The organism is Halalkalibacter sp. HAAS-P013 (genome assembly GCF_056619925.1).
On record NZ_JBWQTU010000018.1, the window covers coordinates 17698 to 36040 of the forward strand.

Annotated in this window: 25 protein-coding genes; 1 reads left to right on the forward strand and 24 read right to left on the reverse strand. The window is 40.5% G+C overall.

Translation table 11 applies throughout. The features are described from left to right. Positions 1-14: 14 nt before the first annotated feature. The 18 genes from rplR to rpsJ form a co-directional block, all read right to left on the reverse strand. Positions 15-374 carry a 50S ribosomal protein L18 gene (rplR, locus tag AC1FXP_RS20085; RefSeq protein ID WP_315616205.1) on the reverse strand — a complete coding sequence of 120 codons (360 nt, stop codon included), beginning with the start codon at positions 372-374 and terminating at the stop codon, positions 15-17. A 30-nt stretch (positions 375-404) separates the two neighbouring features. Continuing rightward, positions 405-941, reverse strand: a complete 537-nt coding sequence (rplF, locus tag AC1FXP_RS20090) for a 50S ribosomal protein L6 (protein WP_480063768.1) — start codon at positions 939-941, stop codon at positions 405-407. A 33-nt stretch (positions 942-974) separates the two neighbouring features. After that, positions 975-1373, reverse strand: a complete 399-nt coding sequence (gene rpsH, locus AC1FXP_RS20095) for a 30S ribosomal protein S8 (RefSeq protein WP_480063769.1) — start codon at positions 1371-1373, stop codon at positions 975-977. Between the two features lie 28 nt (positions 1374-1401). Next, the gene (locus AC1FXP_RS20100; protein WP_012957149.1) at positions 1402-1587 is read right to left on the reverse strand and encodes a type Z 30S ribosomal protein S14; all 186 of its coding nucleotides are present in this window, start codon (positions 1585-1587) and stop codon (positions 1402-1404) included. Between the two features lie 30 nt (positions 1588-1617). After that, on the reverse strand, positions 1618-2157 hold the full coding sequence (gene rplE / locus AC1FXP_RS20105; RefSeq protein ID WP_480063770.1) for a 50S ribosomal protein L5: 540 nt from the start codon (positions 2155-2157) through the stop codon (positions 1618-1620). Between the two features lie 27 nt (positions 2158-2184). Next, positions 2185-2496, reverse strand: coding sequence for a 50S ribosomal protein L24 (gene rplX, locus AC1FXP_RS20110; RefSeq protein ID WP_250097988.1), 312 nt, complete (start codon positions 2494-2496; stop codon positions 2185-2187). Positions 2497-2544: 48 nt separating this feature from the next. Then, positions 2545-2913 (reverse strand): 50S ribosomal protein L14, encoded by a 369-nt coding sequence (gene rplN, locus AC1FXP_RS20115; protein ID WP_332696606.1) that lies wholly within the window; start codon positions 2911-2913, stop codon positions 2545-2547. Between the two features lie 33 nt (positions 2914-2946). Then, positions 2947-3207 carry a 30S ribosomal protein S17 gene (gene rpsQ / locus AC1FXP_RS20120; protein WP_480063771.1) on the reverse strand — a complete coding sequence of 87 codons (261 nt, stop codon included), beginning with the start codon at positions 3205-3207 and terminating at the stop codon, positions 2947-2949. Between the two features lie 17 nt (positions 3208-3224). Further along, entirely contained in the window at positions 3225-3428 is a 204-nt protein-coding gene (gene rpmC / locus AC1FXP_RS20125; protein ID WP_003322618.1) for a 50S ribosomal protein L29, read from the reverse strand. Then, positions 3418-3852, reverse strand: coding sequence for a 50S ribosomal protein L16 (gene rplP / locus AC1FXP_RS20130; protein ID WP_480063772.1), 435 nt, complete (start codon positions 3850-3852; stop codon positions 3418-3420). Before rplP ends, rpmC begins: the two co-directional genes overlap by 11 nt. Positions 3853-3854: 2 nt before the next feature. After that, a complete protein-coding gene (rpsC, locus tag AC1FXP_RS20135) occupies positions 3855-4514 on the reverse strand; it encodes a 30S ribosomal protein S3 (RefSeq protein WP_315616209.1) in 660 nt (219 codons plus the stop codon). A gap of 3 nt (positions 4515-4517) precedes the next feature. Beyond that, the gene (rplV, locus tag AC1FXP_RS20140; protein WP_250097955.1) at positions 4518-4859 is read right to left on the reverse strand and encodes a 50S ribosomal protein L22; all 342 of its coding nucleotides are present in this window, start codon (positions 4857-4859) and stop codon (positions 4518-4520) included. Between the two features lie 28 nt (positions 4860-4887). Beyond that, on the reverse strand, positions 4888-5172 hold the full coding sequence (rpsS, locus tag AC1FXP_RS20145) for a 30S ribosomal protein S19 (RefSeq protein WP_034631491.1): 285 nt from the start codon (positions 5170-5172) through the stop codon (positions 4888-4890). Between the two features lie 58 nt (positions 5173-5230). Beyond that, complete coding sequence (gene rplB / locus AC1FXP_RS20150) at positions 5231-6061, reverse strand: 50S ribosomal protein L2 (protein ID WP_250097956.1); 831 nt, start codon at positions 6059-6061, stop codon at positions 5231-5233. 27 nt (positions 6062-6088) lie between these two features. Then, positions 6089-6379 (reverse strand): 50S ribosomal protein L23, encoded by a 291-nt coding sequence (gene rplW / locus AC1FXP_RS20155; RefSeq protein ID WP_034631495.1) that lies wholly within the window; start codon positions 6377-6379, stop codon positions 6089-6091. Continuing rightward, positions 6379-7002, reverse strand: coding sequence for a 50S ribosomal protein L4 (gene rplD / locus AC1FXP_RS20160; RefSeq protein WP_480063773.1), 624 nt, complete (start codon positions 7000-7002; stop codon positions 6379-6381). The genes rplW and rplD overlap by 1 nt, the downstream gene beginning before the upstream one ends. Positions 7003-7026: 24 nt before the next feature. Further along, positions 7027-7656 carry a 50S ribosomal protein L3 gene (gene rplC / locus AC1FXP_RS20165; RefSeq protein WP_480063774.1) on the reverse strand — a complete coding sequence of 210 codons (630 nt, stop codon included), beginning with the start codon at positions 7654-7656 and terminating at the stop codon, positions 7027-7029. Between the two features lie 93 nt (positions 7657-7749). Next, positions 7750-8058, reverse strand: a complete 309-nt coding sequence (gene rpsJ, locus AC1FXP_RS20170) for a 30S ribosomal protein S10 (protein ID WP_017729599.1) — start codon at positions 8056-8058, stop codon at positions 7750-7752. A 312-nt stretch (positions 8059-8370) separates the two neighbouring features. Between rpsJ and AC1FXP_RS20175 the strand changes: the two genes are divergently transcribed. Next, positions 8371-9573 (forward strand): MFS transporter, encoded by a 1203-nt coding sequence (locus AC1FXP_RS20175; protein WP_480063775.1) that lies wholly within the window; start codon positions 8371-8373, stop codon positions 9571-9573. Between the two features lie 226 nt (positions 9574-9799). Here AC1FXP_RS20175 and tuf read toward each other — a convergent pair whose 3' ends face one another. The 6 genes from tuf to rpoC all read right to left on the reverse strand — a co-directional run bounded on the left by tuf (position 9800) and on the right by rpoC (position 18244). Continuing rightward, positions 9800-10990 (reverse strand): elongation factor Tu, encoded by a 1191-nt coding sequence (tuf, locus tag AC1FXP_RS20180; RefSeq protein WP_480063776.1) that lies wholly within the window; start codon positions 10988-10990, stop codon positions 9800-9802. A gap of 137 nt (positions 10991-11127) precedes the next feature. Continuing rightward, the gene (gene fusA / locus AC1FXP_RS20185; protein ID WP_480063777.1) at positions 11128-13206 is read right to left on the reverse strand and encodes an elongation factor G; all 2079 of its coding nucleotides are present in this window, start codon (positions 13204-13206) and stop codon (positions 11128-11130) included. 51 nt (positions 13207-13257) lie between these two features. Beyond that, positions 13258-13728: a 30S ribosomal protein S7 gene (rpsG, locus tag AC1FXP_RS20190; RefSeq protein ID WP_480063778.1), complete on the reverse strand. Its 471-nt coding sequence runs from the start codon at positions 13726-13728 to the stop codon at positions 13258-13260. A gap of 30 nt (positions 13729-13758) precedes the next feature. Further along, positions 13759-14178, reverse strand: a complete 420-nt coding sequence (gene rpsL, locus AC1FXP_RS20195; protein ID WP_273846484.1) for a 30S ribosomal protein S12 — start codon at positions 14176-14178, stop codon at positions 13759-13761. A 108-nt stretch (positions 14179-14286) separates the two neighbouring features. Next, a complete protein-coding gene (locus tag AC1FXP_RS20200; protein ID WP_480063779.1) occupies positions 14287-14535 on the reverse strand; it encodes a 50S ribosomal protein L7ae-like protein in 249 nt (82 codons plus the stop codon). 85 nt (positions 14536-14620) lie between these two features. Next, positions 14621-18244, reverse strand: a complete 3624-nt coding sequence (rpoC, locus tag AC1FXP_RS20205) for a DNA-directed RNA polymerase subunit beta' (RefSeq protein ID WP_480063780.1) — start codon at positions 18242-18244, stop codon at positions 14621-14623. Positions 18245-18343: the final 99 nt, after the last annotated feature.

Genomic DNA, 18343 nt, shown 5'->3' on the forward strand with positions numbered 1-18343 from the left:
CCCTCCTTTTTTTCTTAGAATTGCAAGCCAGCTTCGCGAGCTGCATCTGCTAGTGTTGCAACACGTCCGTGATATAAATAACCACCACGGTCAAATACAACTACTTTATGTCCATTTTCAATCGCGCGTTTCGCAACGAGTTCACCTACTAATTTTGCCGCATCTGTTTTCGTTGCATCTGCAGCTACCTCTGAATCAAGTGTAGATGCAGAAGCAAGTGTAACACCATTTACATCATCAATTAATTGAGCGTAAATATGTTTAGATGAACGGAAAACATTTAGACGAGGACGTTCAGGTGTTCCTGTAATCGCACGACGAACATGTGCATGTCGCTTCTTACGAGCTACGTTTTTATTACGCTTCGTAATCATTGAACGTCATTCCTTTCCGTGAGTTAGTGATTATTTACCAGTCTTACCTTCTTTACGACGAATATATTCGCCTTCATAACGGATACCTTTTCCTTTGTAAGGCTCAGGTAAACGAACAGAACGAATGTTAGATGCTAGTGCACCTACGCGTTCCTTATCAATTCCTTTAACAATTACTTTCGTGTTAGAAGGAACTTCAACCTCAATTCCTTGCTCAGGAACGATTTCAACTGGATGAGAGTAACCAACGTTAAGAACAAGTTTCTGACCTGACTTAGTAGCACGGTAACCGACACCGACAAGTTCAAGTGAACGTTCGAAACCTTTTGTTACACCTTCAACCATGTTATTGATTAAGCTACGAGTTGTACCGTGTAGTGCACGATGTTCCTTGTTATCAGAAGGACGCTCAACCGTCACTTGATTTTCTTCAATATTGATTTTCATATCTTCGTGAAGATTACGCTTCAATTCGCCTTTAGGACCTTTAACAGTCAAAAACGTTCCATCAAGGGAAATAGTAACTTCACTAGGGACTTCTACTGGTTTTTTACCAATACGAGACATTCTTTTGCACCTCCGTTCAATTCAAGGATTGTCTTACCAAACGTAAGCTAAGACTTCGCCACCAATTTGTTGTTGACGCGCATCCTTGTCTGTCATTACGCCTTTTGATGTTGACACTAATGCGATACCAAGACCACCTAGTACACGTGGAAGCTCTCCAGCTTTCGCATAAACGCGAAGACCTGGTTTACTAATACGCTTAAGTCCAGTAATTACACGCTCATTTGTAGCACCATATTTTAAGAAGATGCGGATTACACCTTGCTTGTTATCTTCAACATATTCAAAATCACGGATGAAACCTTCACGTTTAAGGATTTCTGCGATTTCTTTCTTCACCTTAGAAGCAGGTAATTCAAGCTTCTCGTGGTGTACCGTGTTTGCATTACGAATGCGAGTAAGCATATCTGCAATTGGATCTGTCATGACCATATTATTTACCTCCTTCCCGTTCTTGGGATTACCAACTAGCTTTTTTCACACCAGGAATTTGCCCTTTGTGAGCAAGTTCTCTGAAGCAAATTCTGCAAAGTTTAAACTTACGTAATACTGAATGAGGACGACCGCAACGTTCACAGCGAGTATATTCCTGAACTTTATACTTCTGTGTGCGTTTTTGCTTTGCAATCATTGATTTCTTCGCCAACGTTTTCCCTCCTCTTCGAAACGACTTCGATTATTTTTGAAATGGCATTCCCATTTGTGTTAATAGTTCACGAGCTTCTTCATCTGTGTTAGCTGTAGTTACGATAACAACATCCATACCACGAACTTTATCCACTTTATCGTAATCAATTTCAGGGAAGATCAATTGCTCTTTTACACCTAAAGTGTAGTTTCCACGACCGTCGAATGCTTTTTTAGAAACACCGCGGAAGTCACGTACACGTGGTAGTGATACAGAAATTAACTTATCAAGGAAATCATACATACGCTCTCCACGAAGTGTTACTTTCGCGCCAATTGGCATACCTTCACGTAGTTTGAATCCTGCAATTGATTTTTTTGCCTTAGTAACTAAAGGTTTTTGACCTGTAATTTCAGTTAATTCTTCAACTGCTTTGTCAAGTGCCTTTGCATTTGATACTGCGTCACCAACACCCATGTTAACAACGATCTTCTCAAGCTTCGGCACACCCATAACAGATGAATAGTTGAACTTCTCTACTAGAGAAGGAACAATTTCACTTGTATACTTTTCTTTTAATCGACTCATACGATTGACCTCCTTTCACACACTGACTTACTTATCTAAAGATTCGCCAGACTTCTTAGCAATACGTACCTTTTTACCGTTCTCTACCTTATGACCTACACGAGTAGGTTCACCAGACTTAGGGTCGATAGGCATAACGTTAGAAGAATGAATTGGTGCTTCTTGATTCAAGATTCCACCTTGTGGGTTATCTTGAGAAGGTTTAGCATGTTTCTTAACAATGTTTACACCTTCAACAAGTACACGGTTCTTCTTTGGGAACGCCTCAAGGATTACACCTTGTTTCCCTTTGTCTTTTCCAGAGATGACCTTAACAGTATCACCTTTTTTGACATGCATATTTGCCATGTTCGCACCTCCTTGACAGGGCCTTTCAATAATCTTCTATTAAAGAACTTCCGGAGCAAGAGACACAATCTTCATGAATTGGTTTTCACGAAGTTCACGTGCAACAGGTCCAAAAATACGAGTACCACGTGGGCTCTTATCATCACGAATAATTACTGCAGCATTTTCATCGAACTTGATGTAAGAACCATCATTACGACGAGCACCGCTCTTTGTACGTACGATTACTGCACGAACGACGTCACCTTTCTTGACAACGCCACCTGGTGTTGCTTGTTTTACCGTACAAACAATAACATCACCAATGTTAGCCGTCTTACGGCCAGAACCACCTAATACTTTAATACAAAGTACTTCACGAGCACCAGAATTATCTGCAACTTTTAAACGGGATTCTTGTTGAATCATACAAACTTACCTCCCTTCAAAACCAATATTCTATTAGATAATAACCGCTTCTTCTACAATTTGTACTAAGCGGAAACGTTTGTCTTTAGAAAGCGGACGAGTCTCCATGATTTCAACGATATCACCAATTTTAGCGCTATTGTTTTCATCATGTGCTTTAAACTTTTTAGAGTATTTTACGCGTTTTCCATAAAGACGATCTTTCTTGTAAGTTTCAACAAGAACTGAAATTGTCTTATCCATCTTATCAGAAACAACACGTCCTCTGTAAACTTTACGTTGGTTGCGTTCCATTTAAGCAAACCTCCTTTTTAGCCGTTGTTAATTCCAAGCTCACGTTCACGCAAAACAGTCTTTGCACGTGCGATTGCTTTACGAACTTCACGAATACGGGCTGGATTATCTAATTGTCCAGTCGCTAGTTGAAAGCGAAGGTTGAACAACTCTTCTTTAAGTGATTTCGTCTTTTGCTCAATTTCAGCAGTGGTTAAGTTACGAATATCATTAGCTTTCATTTGCGTCACCACCCACTTCTTCGCGTTTTACAAACTTACATTTAACCGGTAATTTATGAGAAGCAAGACGTAAAGCCTCACGAGCAACTTCTTCAGAAACACCAGAGATTTCAAACATAATCTTTCCAGGCTTGACAACTGCTACCCATCCTTCAGGAGCACCTTTACCAGAACCCATTCGAACTTCTAACGGCTTAGCTGTGTATGGTTTAGAAGGGAAGATTTTGATCCAAACCTTACCACCACGCTTCATGTAACGAGTCATTGCAATACGAGCAGATTCGATTTGACGGTTAGTAATCCAAGAAGCATCTAATGCTTGTAAACCGTACTCACCAAAATGTACTTCAGTACCGCCTTTCGCACGACCGCGCATATTTCCACGGTGTTCGCGACGATATTTAACACGTTTAGGCATTAACATAATTAGTTGCCTCCTTCCTCTTTTTTCGTTCCTTTCGTTGGAAGGACTTCACCACGATAAATCCAGATTTTGATACCTAGCTTACCGTATGTTGTATCAGCTTCAGCTGTACCATAATCGATATCAGCACGAAGTGTGTGAAGTGGAACAGTTCCCTCACTGTAATGTTCTGCACGAGCAATATCAGCACCACCAAGACGGCCAGATACTTGAGTTTTAATACCCTTAGCACCAGAACGCATTGTACGTTGGATAGCTTGTTTCATCGCACGACGGAACGAAATACGATTTTCTAATTGACGAGCAATATTTTCAGCGACAAGTTTCGCATCTAAGTCAGCTTGTTTAATTTCAAGAATGTTGATATGAACTCTTTTGCCAGTTAAAGTATTAAGTGCTTTGCGTAACGCTTCAACTTCTGAACCGCCTTTTCCGATCACCATACCTGGCTTAGCAGTAGAAATTGTGATGTTAACACGGTTAGCAGCACGTTCGATTTCTACTTTAGAGACAGATGCATCTTTTAAACGTTTTTCTACATATTCACGAATTTTAATATCTTCGTGTAATAAATCAGCGTAATCTTTATCAGCGTACCATTTTGACTCCCAGTCTTTAATAATACCAACTCGAAGTCCAGTAGGATTAACTTTTTGACCCACGTCTTATCCCTCCTTCTTTTCAGTTACAACTAATGTAATATGACTAGTACGTTTGTTGATTCGGCTTGCACGACCCATCGCACGTGGACGGAAACGTTTCAGTGTTACACCTTCATCAACATACGCCTCACTAATTACAAGGTTGTTTGGCTCCATTTCATAGTTATGTTCAGCATTCGCAATTGCAGAGTTTAAAAGCTTTTCTACAACTGGAGAAGCAGCTTTAGGTGTGTGACGTAGAATAGCCACAGCTTCACCAACTTGCTTTCCACGAATTAAGTCTATAACTAAACGAACTTTACGAGGAGCAATACGAACTTGTTTTGCTACCGCTTTAGCTTGCATAGGATTGACCTCCTCTCTTACTCACCTATTAACGTCTTGTTTTCTTATCATCAGCTGCGTGACCTTTATACGTACGAGTTGGCGCGAATTCACCTAGTTTGTGACCTACCATGTCCTCAGAAACGTAAACAGGTACGTGCTTACGGCCATCATATACTGCGATAGTGTGACCAATAAACTCAGGGAAAATTGTTGAGCGGCGAGACCAAGTCTTGATAACTCGTTTGTCCTTATCAGTTCCTTCGTTCATTGCTTCAACCTTTTTCATCAAATGATCATCGACAAAAGGTCCCTTTTTTAAACTACGACCCATGAGAAAACCTCCCTTCGTGATTACCCACGGTTCTAATTAGAACCGCAGTGCAATCCCGTTATTTTTTACGACGACGTACAATATACTTATCAGATGCTTTGTTCTTCTTACGAGTCTTGTATCCAAGAGTTGGTTTACCCCATGGAGACATCGGAGACTTACGTCCGATTGGTGAACGTCCTTCACCACCACCGTGTGGGTGATCGTTAGGGTTCATAACAGATCCACGAACAGTAGGGCGCTTGCCTAACCAACGTGAACGACCTGCTTTACCAATGTTCACAAGTTCATGCTCTAGGTTACCAACTTGACCGATTGTAGCTCTGCAAGTAGCTAAGATGTAGCGAGTCTCACCAGAGTTTAAACGAACAAGAACGTAATCGCCTTCTTTACCTAATAGCTGCGCTTCAGTTCCAGCAGAACGAACTAATTGTCCGCCTTTTCCTGGCTTAAGCTCGATGTTGTGAATAACAGTACCTACAGGGATGTTTTTAAGTGGTAAAGCATTACCTACTTTGATATCCGCTTCAGCTCCTGATTCAATCATCATATCAACTTTAAGACCTTTTGGCGCTAAGATGTAACGTTTTTCACCATCAACATAGTTGATTAGTGCGATATTCGCAGAACGGTTTGGATCATATTCGATCGTAGCAACGCGGCCTGGAATACCATCTTTGTTACGTTTGAAGTCAATAACACGGTATTGACGTTTATGACCGCCACCTTGGTGACGAACAGTTAATTTACCTTGGTTGTTACGTCCGCCTTTTTTGTGTATAGGTGCTAGTAACGATTTTTCCGGCTTATCCGTTGTGATTTCGGCAAAGTCTAATACAGACATACCACGACGACCGGCACTGGTTGGTTTATACTTTTTAATCGCCATTTTCAGTTCCCTCCTTCGCTAGTGTTTTTATACACCTTCAAAGAACTCAAGTTCTTTGCTCTCAGGTGTTAATGTAACGATGGCTTTTTTACGACGAGCAGTGTAACCCGTGTAACGACCAAAACGTTTTGATTTACCTTTGTAGTTCATTGTGTTTACTTTATCTACTTTAACTTCAAAGATTTCTTCGATCGCATCTTTGATTTGAGTTTTGTTAGCACGTACATCTACTTCGAACGTATATCTTTTTTCACTCATTAGATCTGTTGAACGTTCAGTAATCACAGGGCGCTTAATGATATCACGAGCGTTTGACATTACGCAAGCACCTCCTCTACCTTTTCAACGGCATCTTTCGTAATAACAAGCTTATCATGCTTAAGCACATCAAGCACGCTTACACCGTCGGCTGTAACGAATGTTACACCAGGTAAGTTACGCGCAGATAGAGCAACAGCTTCATTGTAATCAGCAGTTACTACTAATGCTTTACGATCAGCAGATAGGCTTGAAAGAACTGCAGCCATTTCTTTTGTCTTTGGTGCATCAAATGCTAAGTTCTCAAGTACTACGATTTCCTCAGCTTGCACTTTACTAGAAAGAGCAGATTTGATAGCTAAACGACGAACTTTTTTAGGTAACTTATAGCTGTAGCTTCTTGGTGTTGGACCAAATACTACACCACCACCTACCCATTGAGGTGAACGGATCGACCCTTGACGCGCACGACCAGTTCCCTTTTGACGCCATGGCTTACGACCACCACCACGTACTTCAGAACGTCCTTTAGTTTTGTGTGTTCCTTGACGAAGAGATGCTTGTTGCATAACTACAGCGTCATGAAGCACACTTTTGTTTGGTTCAATTCCAAATACAGAATCATTTAGTTCGATATCTCCAACTTGTGAACCTGTTTGGTTAAATAATGCTACTTTCGGCATGATGTGTCCTCCTTTCTTTAATCTTTATTTTACTTTAACCGCACTATGGATAGAGACATAGCTTTTCTTAGCTCCAGGTACGTTACCTTTTACTAATAGAATATTGCGTTCTGTATCTACTTTTACGATTTCAAGATTTTGTACTGTGATTGTTTCTCCACCCATACGTCCAGGAAGTAATTTCCCTTTAAATACACGGTTTGGAGCAACTGGTCCCATAGAACCTGGGCGACGGTGATAACGCGATCCATGAGACATCGGTCCGCGAGATTGGTTATGACGCTTAATAGCACCTTGGAAACCTTTCCCTTTCGATGTTCCAGTTACGTCTACTACATCACCTTCAGCAAATGTATCTACCTTAACTTCTTGACCTACTTCATACTCGTCAAGATTTACGTTACGGATTTCCTTGATGAAGCGCTTAGGAGCCGTGTTAGCTTTCGCTGCGTGGCCTTCAGCTGGCTTATTTGTGTTTGCTTTCTTTTGGTCAGCAAATCCTACTTGGATTGCTTCGTAACCATCAGAGTCAACAGTCTTCTTTTGAAGAACAACGTTTGGTTCAGCTTCAATAACTGTTACTGGGATTACTTCACCATTCTCAGCAAAAATTTGAGTCATGCCAATTTTTCTACCTAAGATTCCTTTGGTCATCCGTTACACCTCCTAATAAAAATCATATTTTTATGCCATTTTTCATATCATAATAATGAGCTAACTACTCATTAGTTAAATTAAATGTAAGTACTAAAGCTTAATTTCGATATCGACACCAGACGGTAAATCCAAACGCATTAAAGCATCCACAGTTTGTGGTGTTGGATTCACAATGTCGATTAGACGCTTGTGAGTACGCATTTCGAACTGTTCACGAGAATCTTTGTACTTGTGAACCGCACGAAGGATTGTGTATACAGACTTCTCAGTTGGAAGTGGAATCGGACCCGATACACTTGCACCTGAACGTTTTGCTGTTTCTACAATCTTTTCTGCAGATTGATCAAGGACTCTATGATCATATGCTTTCAAACGAATGCGAATCTTTTGCTTTGCCATTATAGCCCCTCCTTTTTCGTCCATTTTATAAACAGACATACTCCGTGGAAATTTCCTACACCCTGCCATGGCAATGGGGCCGGGTGTGTCAGCAACCTTCCACATCATCGCTGCCAATGACCAACATTCCACATTATACACAAAAATAAAAATCAGTGCAAGTGGAAAACCTACGCTGATCACACTTTTACTATTATATAGCCCTTTTACATAAAAATCAACTTCTTTATGCAATGTATTGTTAAGTTTCTTATAGCAAATGTTGTAAAGTATTATTGTGTCGTTTTATTTGCATTGATTATAGGAGGTTTTATGGATCGTTCTGTTCGTTTACTTTGGATTTTGTCGTTAGCGCAATTTTTTGTTATACAAGTTTGGTTTAACTATTCTTCTATTATTCCTATAATTGAGGTTGAGTGGGGATTAACATCAAGTCAGTCAGGATTTATTTTAGCTTTCTTTCACATTGGCTATGTCTTGGCTATCGTCTTTTATAGCTTTTTAATAACAGCTTACAATCCTAAGTATTCTTTTGTATTTGGTGCTTTTCTTGCTGGAACCTCGGGGATTGCGTTTTCATTGTTTGCAGATGGCTTTTGGTCTGCGTTGTTACTTCGAACATTGTCTGGTATAGGCGTTGCAGGAATTTACGTTCCTGGAATGAAAATTGTAGCTGAATTATTTCCAGTCAAAAAACGCGGACGAGCACTCGGCATTTATGTTGGATCTTTAGTTGTCGGCTCTGGTAGTTCTCTTCTTATATCTGGTTTATTCATTAATTGGATTGGCTGGCAAGGAGTCATTCTCTTAACATCATCTTTAAGTATCATTGCTGCCATACTTATTCTATCTATTCGAATACCCTCATCTATTAGAATAGAAGGATATAATTTAACGCTCACTAAAATTAGAAGTGTATTTAAGAAGAAGAATCTACTTATTAATGGAGGGTACACCGGCCACTGCTGGGAACTATACGCAATGTGGTCGTGGATCGGCCCGTTTTTAGTTTTTTATTTCAGTAATAAAGGTTATGAAGGAGAAACCGCACTACAGTTAGGCAATACAACCGGTGCTTTAATTATTATAATTGGTGGAATTGCTACATACTTAGGCGGAAGACTTTCGGATAAGTTTGGGCGAGGTCAAATGGCAACTGTGTTTCTTCTTATTAGTATTACTTGCTCACTTTTTATTGGTTGGCTAACGTTTGTTCCTATAGTTATTATGTTAGTGATAGCGTTTATATATGGATTTACTATTGTTGCAGATTCCCCTATCTATAATACGGCAATAACAGAAGTGACTGATCCTGAGTTGTTAGGTATTGCTTTAGGGATTCAATCAGTATTAGGGTTTAGTGCGACAATCTTTGCACCTTTAATCTTTGGAATTATCTTAGATTATTATTCATGGGGAATAGCCTTTACAGCAATTGGGCTGGGTACAATACTAGCTCCGATCTGTATGATTTTTCTAATTAAAGAGCGTAATAGTAGAGTTAAAACATCGTAGTTGAAATGAGGTGTATATAGTCCAAGCTTCCTATACTTTATTTTTTCTACTATATTAAGGGATCGCCTATCACTCTTTTCCCACGTTTCTCATTTCTTGGGTACCCGATTGTCTTTTGGTGTCCTTTACTCTCTCTAATCTCGAAATAGTGACGTCAAAGAAACAATATAATTTATAAGCACAAAAAAACACCTTGGAAAATTCCAAGGTGTTTTTATACATATTATTACTTTTGAATTGATGCAACAACGCCAGCACCAACAGTACGTCCACCCTCACGGATAGAGAACTTAGTACCTTCTTCGATAGCAATTGGAGCGATAAGCTCAACAGTCATCTCGATGTTGTCACCAGGCATTACCATCTCAACGCCTTCTGGAAGTTGAACGATTCCAGTTACGTCAGTTGTACGGAAGTAGAACTGAGGACGGTAGTTTGTGAAGAATGGAGTGTGACGTCCACCCTCTTCTTTTGAAAGAACATAAACTTCAGCTTTGAAGTTAGTGTGTGGAGTGATTGTACCTGGTTTAGCAAGTACTTGACCACGTTGTACTTCATCACGAGCAACCCCACGAAGAAGAGCACCAATGTTGTCTCCAGCTTCAGCATAGTCAAGAAGCTTACGGAACATTTCTACCCCAGTACAAGTAGTTGATTTTGGCTCTTCAGTGATACCAATGATGTCGATAGTGTCACCAACGTTAAGTTGTCCACGCTCAACACGACCAGTAGCAACTGTACCACGACCAGTGATAGAGAATACATCCTCAACTGGCATCATGAATGGCTTTTCTTTGTCACGCTCAGGAGTTGGGATATAGTCATCAACTGCAGCCATAAGCTCGATGATTTTTTCTTCCCACTCAGCATCTCCTTCAAGAGCTTTAAGAGCAGAACCTTGGATAACTGGAACGTCATCACCAGGGAAATCGTACTCAGAAAGCAGGTCACGAACTTCCATTTCTACTAACTCAAGAAGCTCTTCGTCGTCTACCATGTCACATTTGTTTAAGAATACAACAAGGTAAGGTACACCTACTTGACGAGATAATAGAATGTGCTCACGAGTTTGTGGCATTGGACCGTCAGCAGCAGATACTACTAGGATTCCTCCGTCCATTTGTGCAGCACCAGTGATCATGTTTTTAACATAGTCAGCGTGTCCTGGGCAGTCAACGTGTGCATAGTGACGGCTGTCAGTTTCGTACTCAACGTGTGCAGTTGAGATTGTGATTCCACGCTCACGCTCTTCTGGAGCACCATCAATAGCGTCATACGCCATTGCGTTACCTTTACCAGATCTTTTAGCTAATACTGTTGTGATTGCAGCAGTAAGTGTTGTTTTACCGTGGTCAACGTGTCCAATAGTACCAATATTGGCATGCGTCTTGGAACGGTCGAATTTTTCTTTAGCCATGATTCATTTCCTCCCTTAATTGAACATAAGTATAATGTAAGTAATTTTTATGGATAAGAAAGGTGAAATATCGTATTGAAATTCACACCTTTCTTAGCTTACAACAAAAAGACATTAGAAACAATTATAAACAAAAATTATTGTCCAGTTTGTTTCTTGATGATCTCTTCAGCAACACTCTTAGGTACTTCCTCATAATGATCAAAGAACATTGAGTATGTTCCGCGACCTTGTGTACGAGAACGAAGTGAAGTCGCATAACCAAACATTTCAGCAAGTGGAACAAATGCTTTAACGATTTGTGCGTTACCGCGAGCTTCCATACCTTCAACACGTCCACGACGAGCTGTAACATCACCCATTACATCTCCCATGTACTCTTCAGGTACAACAATTTCAACTTTCATTAATGGCTCAAGTAACACTGGAGCACATTTTGATTTTGCATTTTTAAGTGCCATAGAAGCAGCGATTTTAAACGCCATTTCACTTGAATCGACGTCATGGTAAGAACCGTCATAAAGCTTCGCTTTAATGTCGATAACTGGGTAACCAGCGACCATACCATTAACTAGTGCTTCTTCGATACCTTGTTCTACAGAACCAATGTATTCACGTGGTACAGATCCACCAACGATTGCATTTTGAAATTCAAAGCCTGCGCCCTCTTCGTTTGGTGAGAACTCAACCCATACATGACCAAATTGTCCACGACCACCAGATTGACGAACGAATTTACCTTCAACCTGAGCCGTTTGACGAATTGTCTCACGGTATGATACTTGAGGAGCACCAACGTTAGCTTCAACTTTAAATTCACGCTTCATACGATCAACAATGATATCAAGGTGAAGCTCACCCATACCAGAGATGATTGTTTGACCAGTTTCTTCGTTTGTCTCCGTACGGAACGTAGGATCCTCTTCTGCAAGTTTCGCTAAAGCCATACCCATTTTATCTTGGTCTGCCTTTGACTTAGGCTCAACAGATAAAGAGATAACCGGCTCTGGGAAATCCATAGATTCAAGAATAACAAGATTCTTTTCATCACACAGAGTATCACCAGTTGTTGTATCTTTCAAACCTACTGCAGCAGCGATATCTCCAGAGTAAACCGTTGAGATTTCCTCACGAGAGTTTGCATGCATTTGTAAGATACGTCCAACACGCTCACGCTTGTCCTTTGTAGAGTTCTTAACATAAGAACCTGAATCTAGTGTTCCTGAATAAACACGGAAGAATGTTAACTTACCAACGTAAGGGTCAGTCATAACCTTAAACGCTAAAGCTGAGAATGGTTGATCGTCACCAGATTCACGAGTAACTTCTTCATCGCTATCAGGTATAATACCTTTAATTGCTGGTACATCAAGAGGCGATGGTAAGTAATCAAGAACAGCGTCAAGCATAAGCTGAACACCTTTGTTCTTAAACGCAGAACCACAAATTACTGGGTAGAACTCAACGTTACAAGTACCTTTACGGATTGCAGTTTTAAGCTCTTCCTTTGTTAATTCTTCACCTTCAAGATATTTCATCATTAGCTCTTCATCAAGCTCAGCTACAGCTTCAACAAGTGATTCATGTAGTTCTTGAGCTTTATCTTTGTACTCAGCAGGAATTTCTTTTGCTTCTGTACGAGTACCAAGATCATCTTCGTAGAAGTAAGCAACCATATCGACTAAATCGATGATTCCTTCAAACTCGTCTTCTGCACCAATTGGTAATTGGATTGCATGCGCATTTGCTTGAAGACGATCACGAAGAGTTCCTAAAGAGTAAAGGAAATCTGCACCTGTTTTGTCCATTTTGTTAACAAATACGACACGTGGTACACCATAAGTAGTAGCTTGGCGCCAAACTGTTTCTGTTTGAGGCTCAACACCAGATTGAGCATCAAGTACTGCTACAGCTCCGTCCAATACACGTAAAGAACGTTCTACTTCTACAGTAAAGTCTACGTGTCCAGGTGTATCGATGATGTTAATACGGTGATCTTTCCATGATGCTGTTGTTGCAGCAGAAGTGATCGTGATTCCACGCTCTTGCTCCTGTGCCATCCAGTCCATTTGAGATGCACCTTCATGAGTTTCACCAATTTTATGGATACGTCCTGTGTAGAAAAGAACACGTTCTGTTGTTGTTGTTTTACCGGCATCGATGTGAGCCATGATGCCGATATTACGTGTATCTTTTAAGGAGAACTCTCTTGCCATAGGGTATTTCTCCTTCCTATAAGAAACATTTTATTTAGAATGATATAAATCCTACCAGCGATAGTGAGCGAATGCTTTGTTCGCTTCTGCCATCTTGTGAGTATCTTCACGCTTCTTAACTGAAGCACCTGCATTGTTCGCTGCATCAAGAATTTCATAAGCTAGACGCTCTTCCATTGTCTTCTCACCACGAAGACGTGAATAGTTTACTAACCAACGAAGACCTAATGTAGTACGACGCTCAGGTTTAACTTCGATTGGTACTTGATAGTTAGCACCACCAACACGACGTGCTTTAACCTCAAGTACTGGCATAATGTTCTTTAATGCTTGATCGAAAACTTCCATAGGGTCATTTCCGCTACGTTCTTTAACGATTTCAAATGCATTATAAAGAATTGTTTGAGCTTTTCCACGCTTTCCATCCTCCATAATACGGTTGATTAAACGTGTAACAAGCTTTGACTTGTAAATTGGATCTGGTAATACATCGCGACGAGCGACTGGTCCTTTACGAGGCATAATTTACCCTCCCTTCAATATAAATGTGTATTACTTTTTCTCTTTTGGACGCTTAGTTCCATATTTTGAACGACCTTGCATACGGTTTTGAACTCCTGCCGTATCAAGCGCTCCACGTACGATGTGGTAACGTACCCCTGGTAAATCTTTTACACGTCCGCCACGGATAAGAACAACACTGTGCTCTTGAAGGTTATGACCGATTCCTGGGATATAAGCTGTTACCTCGATTTGGTTAGTTAAACGTACACGAGCATATTTACGAAGTGCTGAGTTCGGTTTCTTTGGAGTCATTGTACCAACACGAGTACATACACCACGTTTTTGTGGAGATGAAAGGTTAGTTTGAGACTTTTTGAAACTGTTGAACCCTTTGTTAAGAGCTGGTGAATCAGACTTCTTAACTTTCGCAACACGACCTTTACGAATTAATTGATTAATTGTAGGCATTTTGTTTCCTCCTCTCTTCAAAATATTAAGACCACTGGTCCTGGTGGTTCATCTTTAGGCAAAAGGAAAGTTTTTGCCACGCGGGTGACACCGTATGGCAAAAACAAATTATTTCCTTAAAGCAACAGTGGCAGCACCAACATCAATTCCGCATGCTTTTCCAAGCTTCTTCATTGAGTCGACATATAAAAGTGGTATATCTTTGGTCTTAGCTAATGCTTCTACTTTGTATATCACACGGTATTCTGCATCTTTTGCAATTAAAACCTCGGAAACAATACCATCATCAAGCGCCTTAAGCGTTTGTTTGGTACCTATTATAATTTCTTCTGCCTGTAACACTTTATCATAAGACATCTGTCATCCTCCAAAGCAACAGGTTTCTCAGGCACACTTAGATATATTACCACCCTCATATGTCACTGTCAACTTTTTTATAAAATTATTCGTGAGTAAGTGCTCCTTCAGCGATCGGTTCTTCTGTTGTTTCAGTTTCTACCTGATCATACTCAGATGTGATATTCAAAAGACGATACCTTGGCATACCTGTTCCCGCTGGTACAAGTTTACCAATGATAACATTTTCTTTCAATCCGAGTAACTCATCACGTTTCCCTTTAATTGCAGCATCAGTTAACACACGAGTTGTCTCTTGGAAAGATGCAGCAGATAAGAATGAGTCTGTCTCAAGAGATGCCTTTGTAATACCAAGTAGCACTGGCTTCCCTGTTGCAGGGCGTTGTTGTTCAAGAAGAACTTTCTTATTCTCATCGTTAAACTGTTGAATCTCAATAAGAGCACCTGGCAATATTTTTGTTTCACCAGCATCAACAACACGTACTTTACGAAGCATTTGGCGAACCATTACTTCAACGTGCTTATCACCGATTTCAACCCCTTGCATACGGTAAACCTTTTGTACTTCACGAAGTAGGTACTCTTGAACACCGCTCATGCCTTTTACTTTTAGTAATTCTTTAGGGTCTATGGAACCTTCCGTGATTGGCTCACCAAATTTAATGAAGTCTCCAACAGATACCTTAAGACGAGCGCCATAAGGAATCGCATAGTTCTTCGTTTCCATATCACTCTTAATTGTAACTTCACGCTTATCTCCTTCTTTGAAATCAATAATTTCACCATCGATTTCAGAAATAACCGCTTGACCTTTCGGATTACGCGCTTCAAATAACTCTTGGATACGCGGCAAACCTTGTGTGATATCGTCACCTGCTACCCCACCTGTGTGGAATGTACGCATTGTAAGCTGAGTTCCAGGCTCACCGATTGATTGAGCAGCGATAATACCTACAGCTTCTCCAACCTCTACATCGCTACCAGTTGCAAGGTTACGTCCGTAACACTTCTTACACACACCGTGTCTTGTATCACAAGTAAACACTGAACGAATCGTTACTTCTTCAACACCTGCATCAACAATTGTTTTTGCAATGTCTTCGTGTATTAGTTCGTTCTTCTTAATTAATACTTCCCCAGTCTCTGGGTGCTTAAGTGTTTTAAATGCCACACGACCAACAAGACGGTCATATAAATTCTCAATCACTTCATTGCCTTCTTTAATTGCTTGAACAGCTAAACCTCGGTCTGTTCCACAATCATCTGAACGAACAATAACATCTTGAGCAACGTCAACAAGTCGACGAGTTAAGTAACCTGAGTCAGCGGTCTTAAGAGCCGTATCGGCAAGACCTTTACGTGCACCGTGTGTCGAGATGAAATACTCGAGTACAGTTAGACCCTCACGGAAACTTGACTTAATCGGTAACTCGATAATACGTCCAGACGGGTTCGCCATCAAACCACGCATACCAGCAAGCTGAGTAAAGTTAGATGCGTTACCACGGGCTCCGGAGTCACTCATCATGAAGATTGGGTTCGAGCGATCAAGTGTACCCATTAATTTATTTTGAATAACGTCCTTCGCTTCACTCCAAACAGAGATAACACGATCATAACGCTCTTCCTCCGTAATTAAACCACGACGGAATTGCTTTAAAATCTTCTCTACTTTTTGTTCTGCTTCTGCAAGGATTTCTTTCTTCTCTGCTAGTACGACAATGTCAGCAACCCCAACCGTAATACCAGCTCTTGTAGAATATTTAAATCCTAATTCTTTCATTCGGTCTAACATTTTTGATGTTTCTGCAATCGCAAACTTCTTAAATACTTCAGCGATAACGTTTCCTAAGAAACCTTTCTTAAATGGTAAAACAAGTTCGCTGTTTTCAAATTGTTTGCTTACGTCTGTTGTACTAGGAACAATATACTTCTCAGGAGTCTCTTGCTCTAAGTTATACATTGTTGGCTCATTAATATATGGGAACGACTCAGGTAAAATTTCATTAAAAACTAATTTTCCTACCGTCGTTAATAACAACTTATCGTTTTGATCCTCACGGAAAGTTGGTTTATTTAATGAAGATACAGGAATGGCAACACGAGAATGCAAATGAACATATCCATTTTGATATGCGATTAGCGCTTCGTTTGTATCCTTAAAAATCTTCCCTTGACCTTTCGCGTTATCACGTTCCAACGTTAAATAATAGTTACCAAGAACCATATCCTGTGATGGAGTAACAACAGGTTTTCCGTCTTTTGGATTCAAGATATTTTGAGCAGCAAGCATTAAAATACGTGCTTCGGCTTGTGCTTCAGCAGATAAAGGTACGTGTACCGCCATTTGGTCACCATCAAAGTCAGCATTATAAGCTGTACATACAAGCGGATGAAGCTTGATCGCACGACCTTCAACTAGTGTTGGTTCAAAAGCTTGAATACCTAGACGGTGAAGAGTTGGTGCACGATTTAGAAGAACAGGATGTTCACGGATTACTTCTTCTAACACATCCCAAACTTCTGGCTGTACTTTCTCTACCTTACGTTTTGCACTCTTAATGTTATGAGCAAGGCCTTTGGATACAAGTTCTTTCATAACAAAAGGTTTAAATAGCTCAAGTGCCATCTCTTTTGGAAGACCACATTGGTACATCTTTAAGTTAGGTCCTACTACGATAACCGAACGACCTGAGTAGTCAACACGTTTACCAAGTAGATTTTGACGGAAACGCCCTTGCTTCCCTTTTAACATATGAGAAAGAGATTTAAGCGGGCGATTACCTGGTCCTGTAACAGGACGTCCACGACGACCATTATCGATGAGTGCATCAACAGCTTCTTGAAGCATACGCTTTTCATTTTGAACAATGATATTCGGTGCTCCTAAGTCAAGAAGACGCTTTAAGCGGTTGTTACGGTTAATAACACGACGGTATAGATCATTCAAGTCAGATGTCGCAAAACGACCACCATCTAATTGAACCATTGGACGTAATTCAGGAGGAATAACAGGAAGAACATCCAGGATCATCCAAGATGGTTCATTACCAGAGTGACGGAAAGCTTCTAACACTTCAAGACGTTTAACTGCACGAGTGCGGCGCTGTCCTTGTGCTGTAACAAGCTCTTCCTTTAACAATCCAACTTCTTTTTCTAAGTCAATATCGGAAAGCAACTTACGAATCGCTTCTGCACCCATTTGCGCATTAAACGAACGACCGTATTTGTCGCGGTATGTACGATATTCTTTTTCAGAAAGTAGTTGTTTTTTCTCAAGAGGTGTATCACCTGGATCTGTCACTACATAGGAAGCAAAGTAAATCACTTCTTCAAGTGAACGAGGTGACATATCTAAAACAAGACCCATACGGCTTGGAATACCTTTAAAGTACCAAATGTGAGACACAGGAGCAGCTAATTCAATATGTCCCATACGTTCACGACGTACTTTCGCACGTGTTACTTCTACACCACAGCGGTCACAAACGACACCTTTATAACGGACGCGTTTGTACTTTCCACAGTGACATTCCCAGTCCTTAGTTGGTCCAAAAATACGCTCGCAGAAAAGGCCGTCCTTTTCCGGTTTTAACGTACGATAGTTGATTGTTTCAGGCTTCTTAACTTCCCCTCTTGACCAAGAGCGGACTTTATTTGGTGAAGCAAGACCAATTTTCATATATTCGAAGTTGTTTACATCTAACAAGGGGCTAACCTCCCTTTTCGTTTCCATGTCTATTCGAGCACATATTCATGCCTGATACAAAAGTAATCGTGTTAATAAAGAAAGCTTTAGGGAACTAGC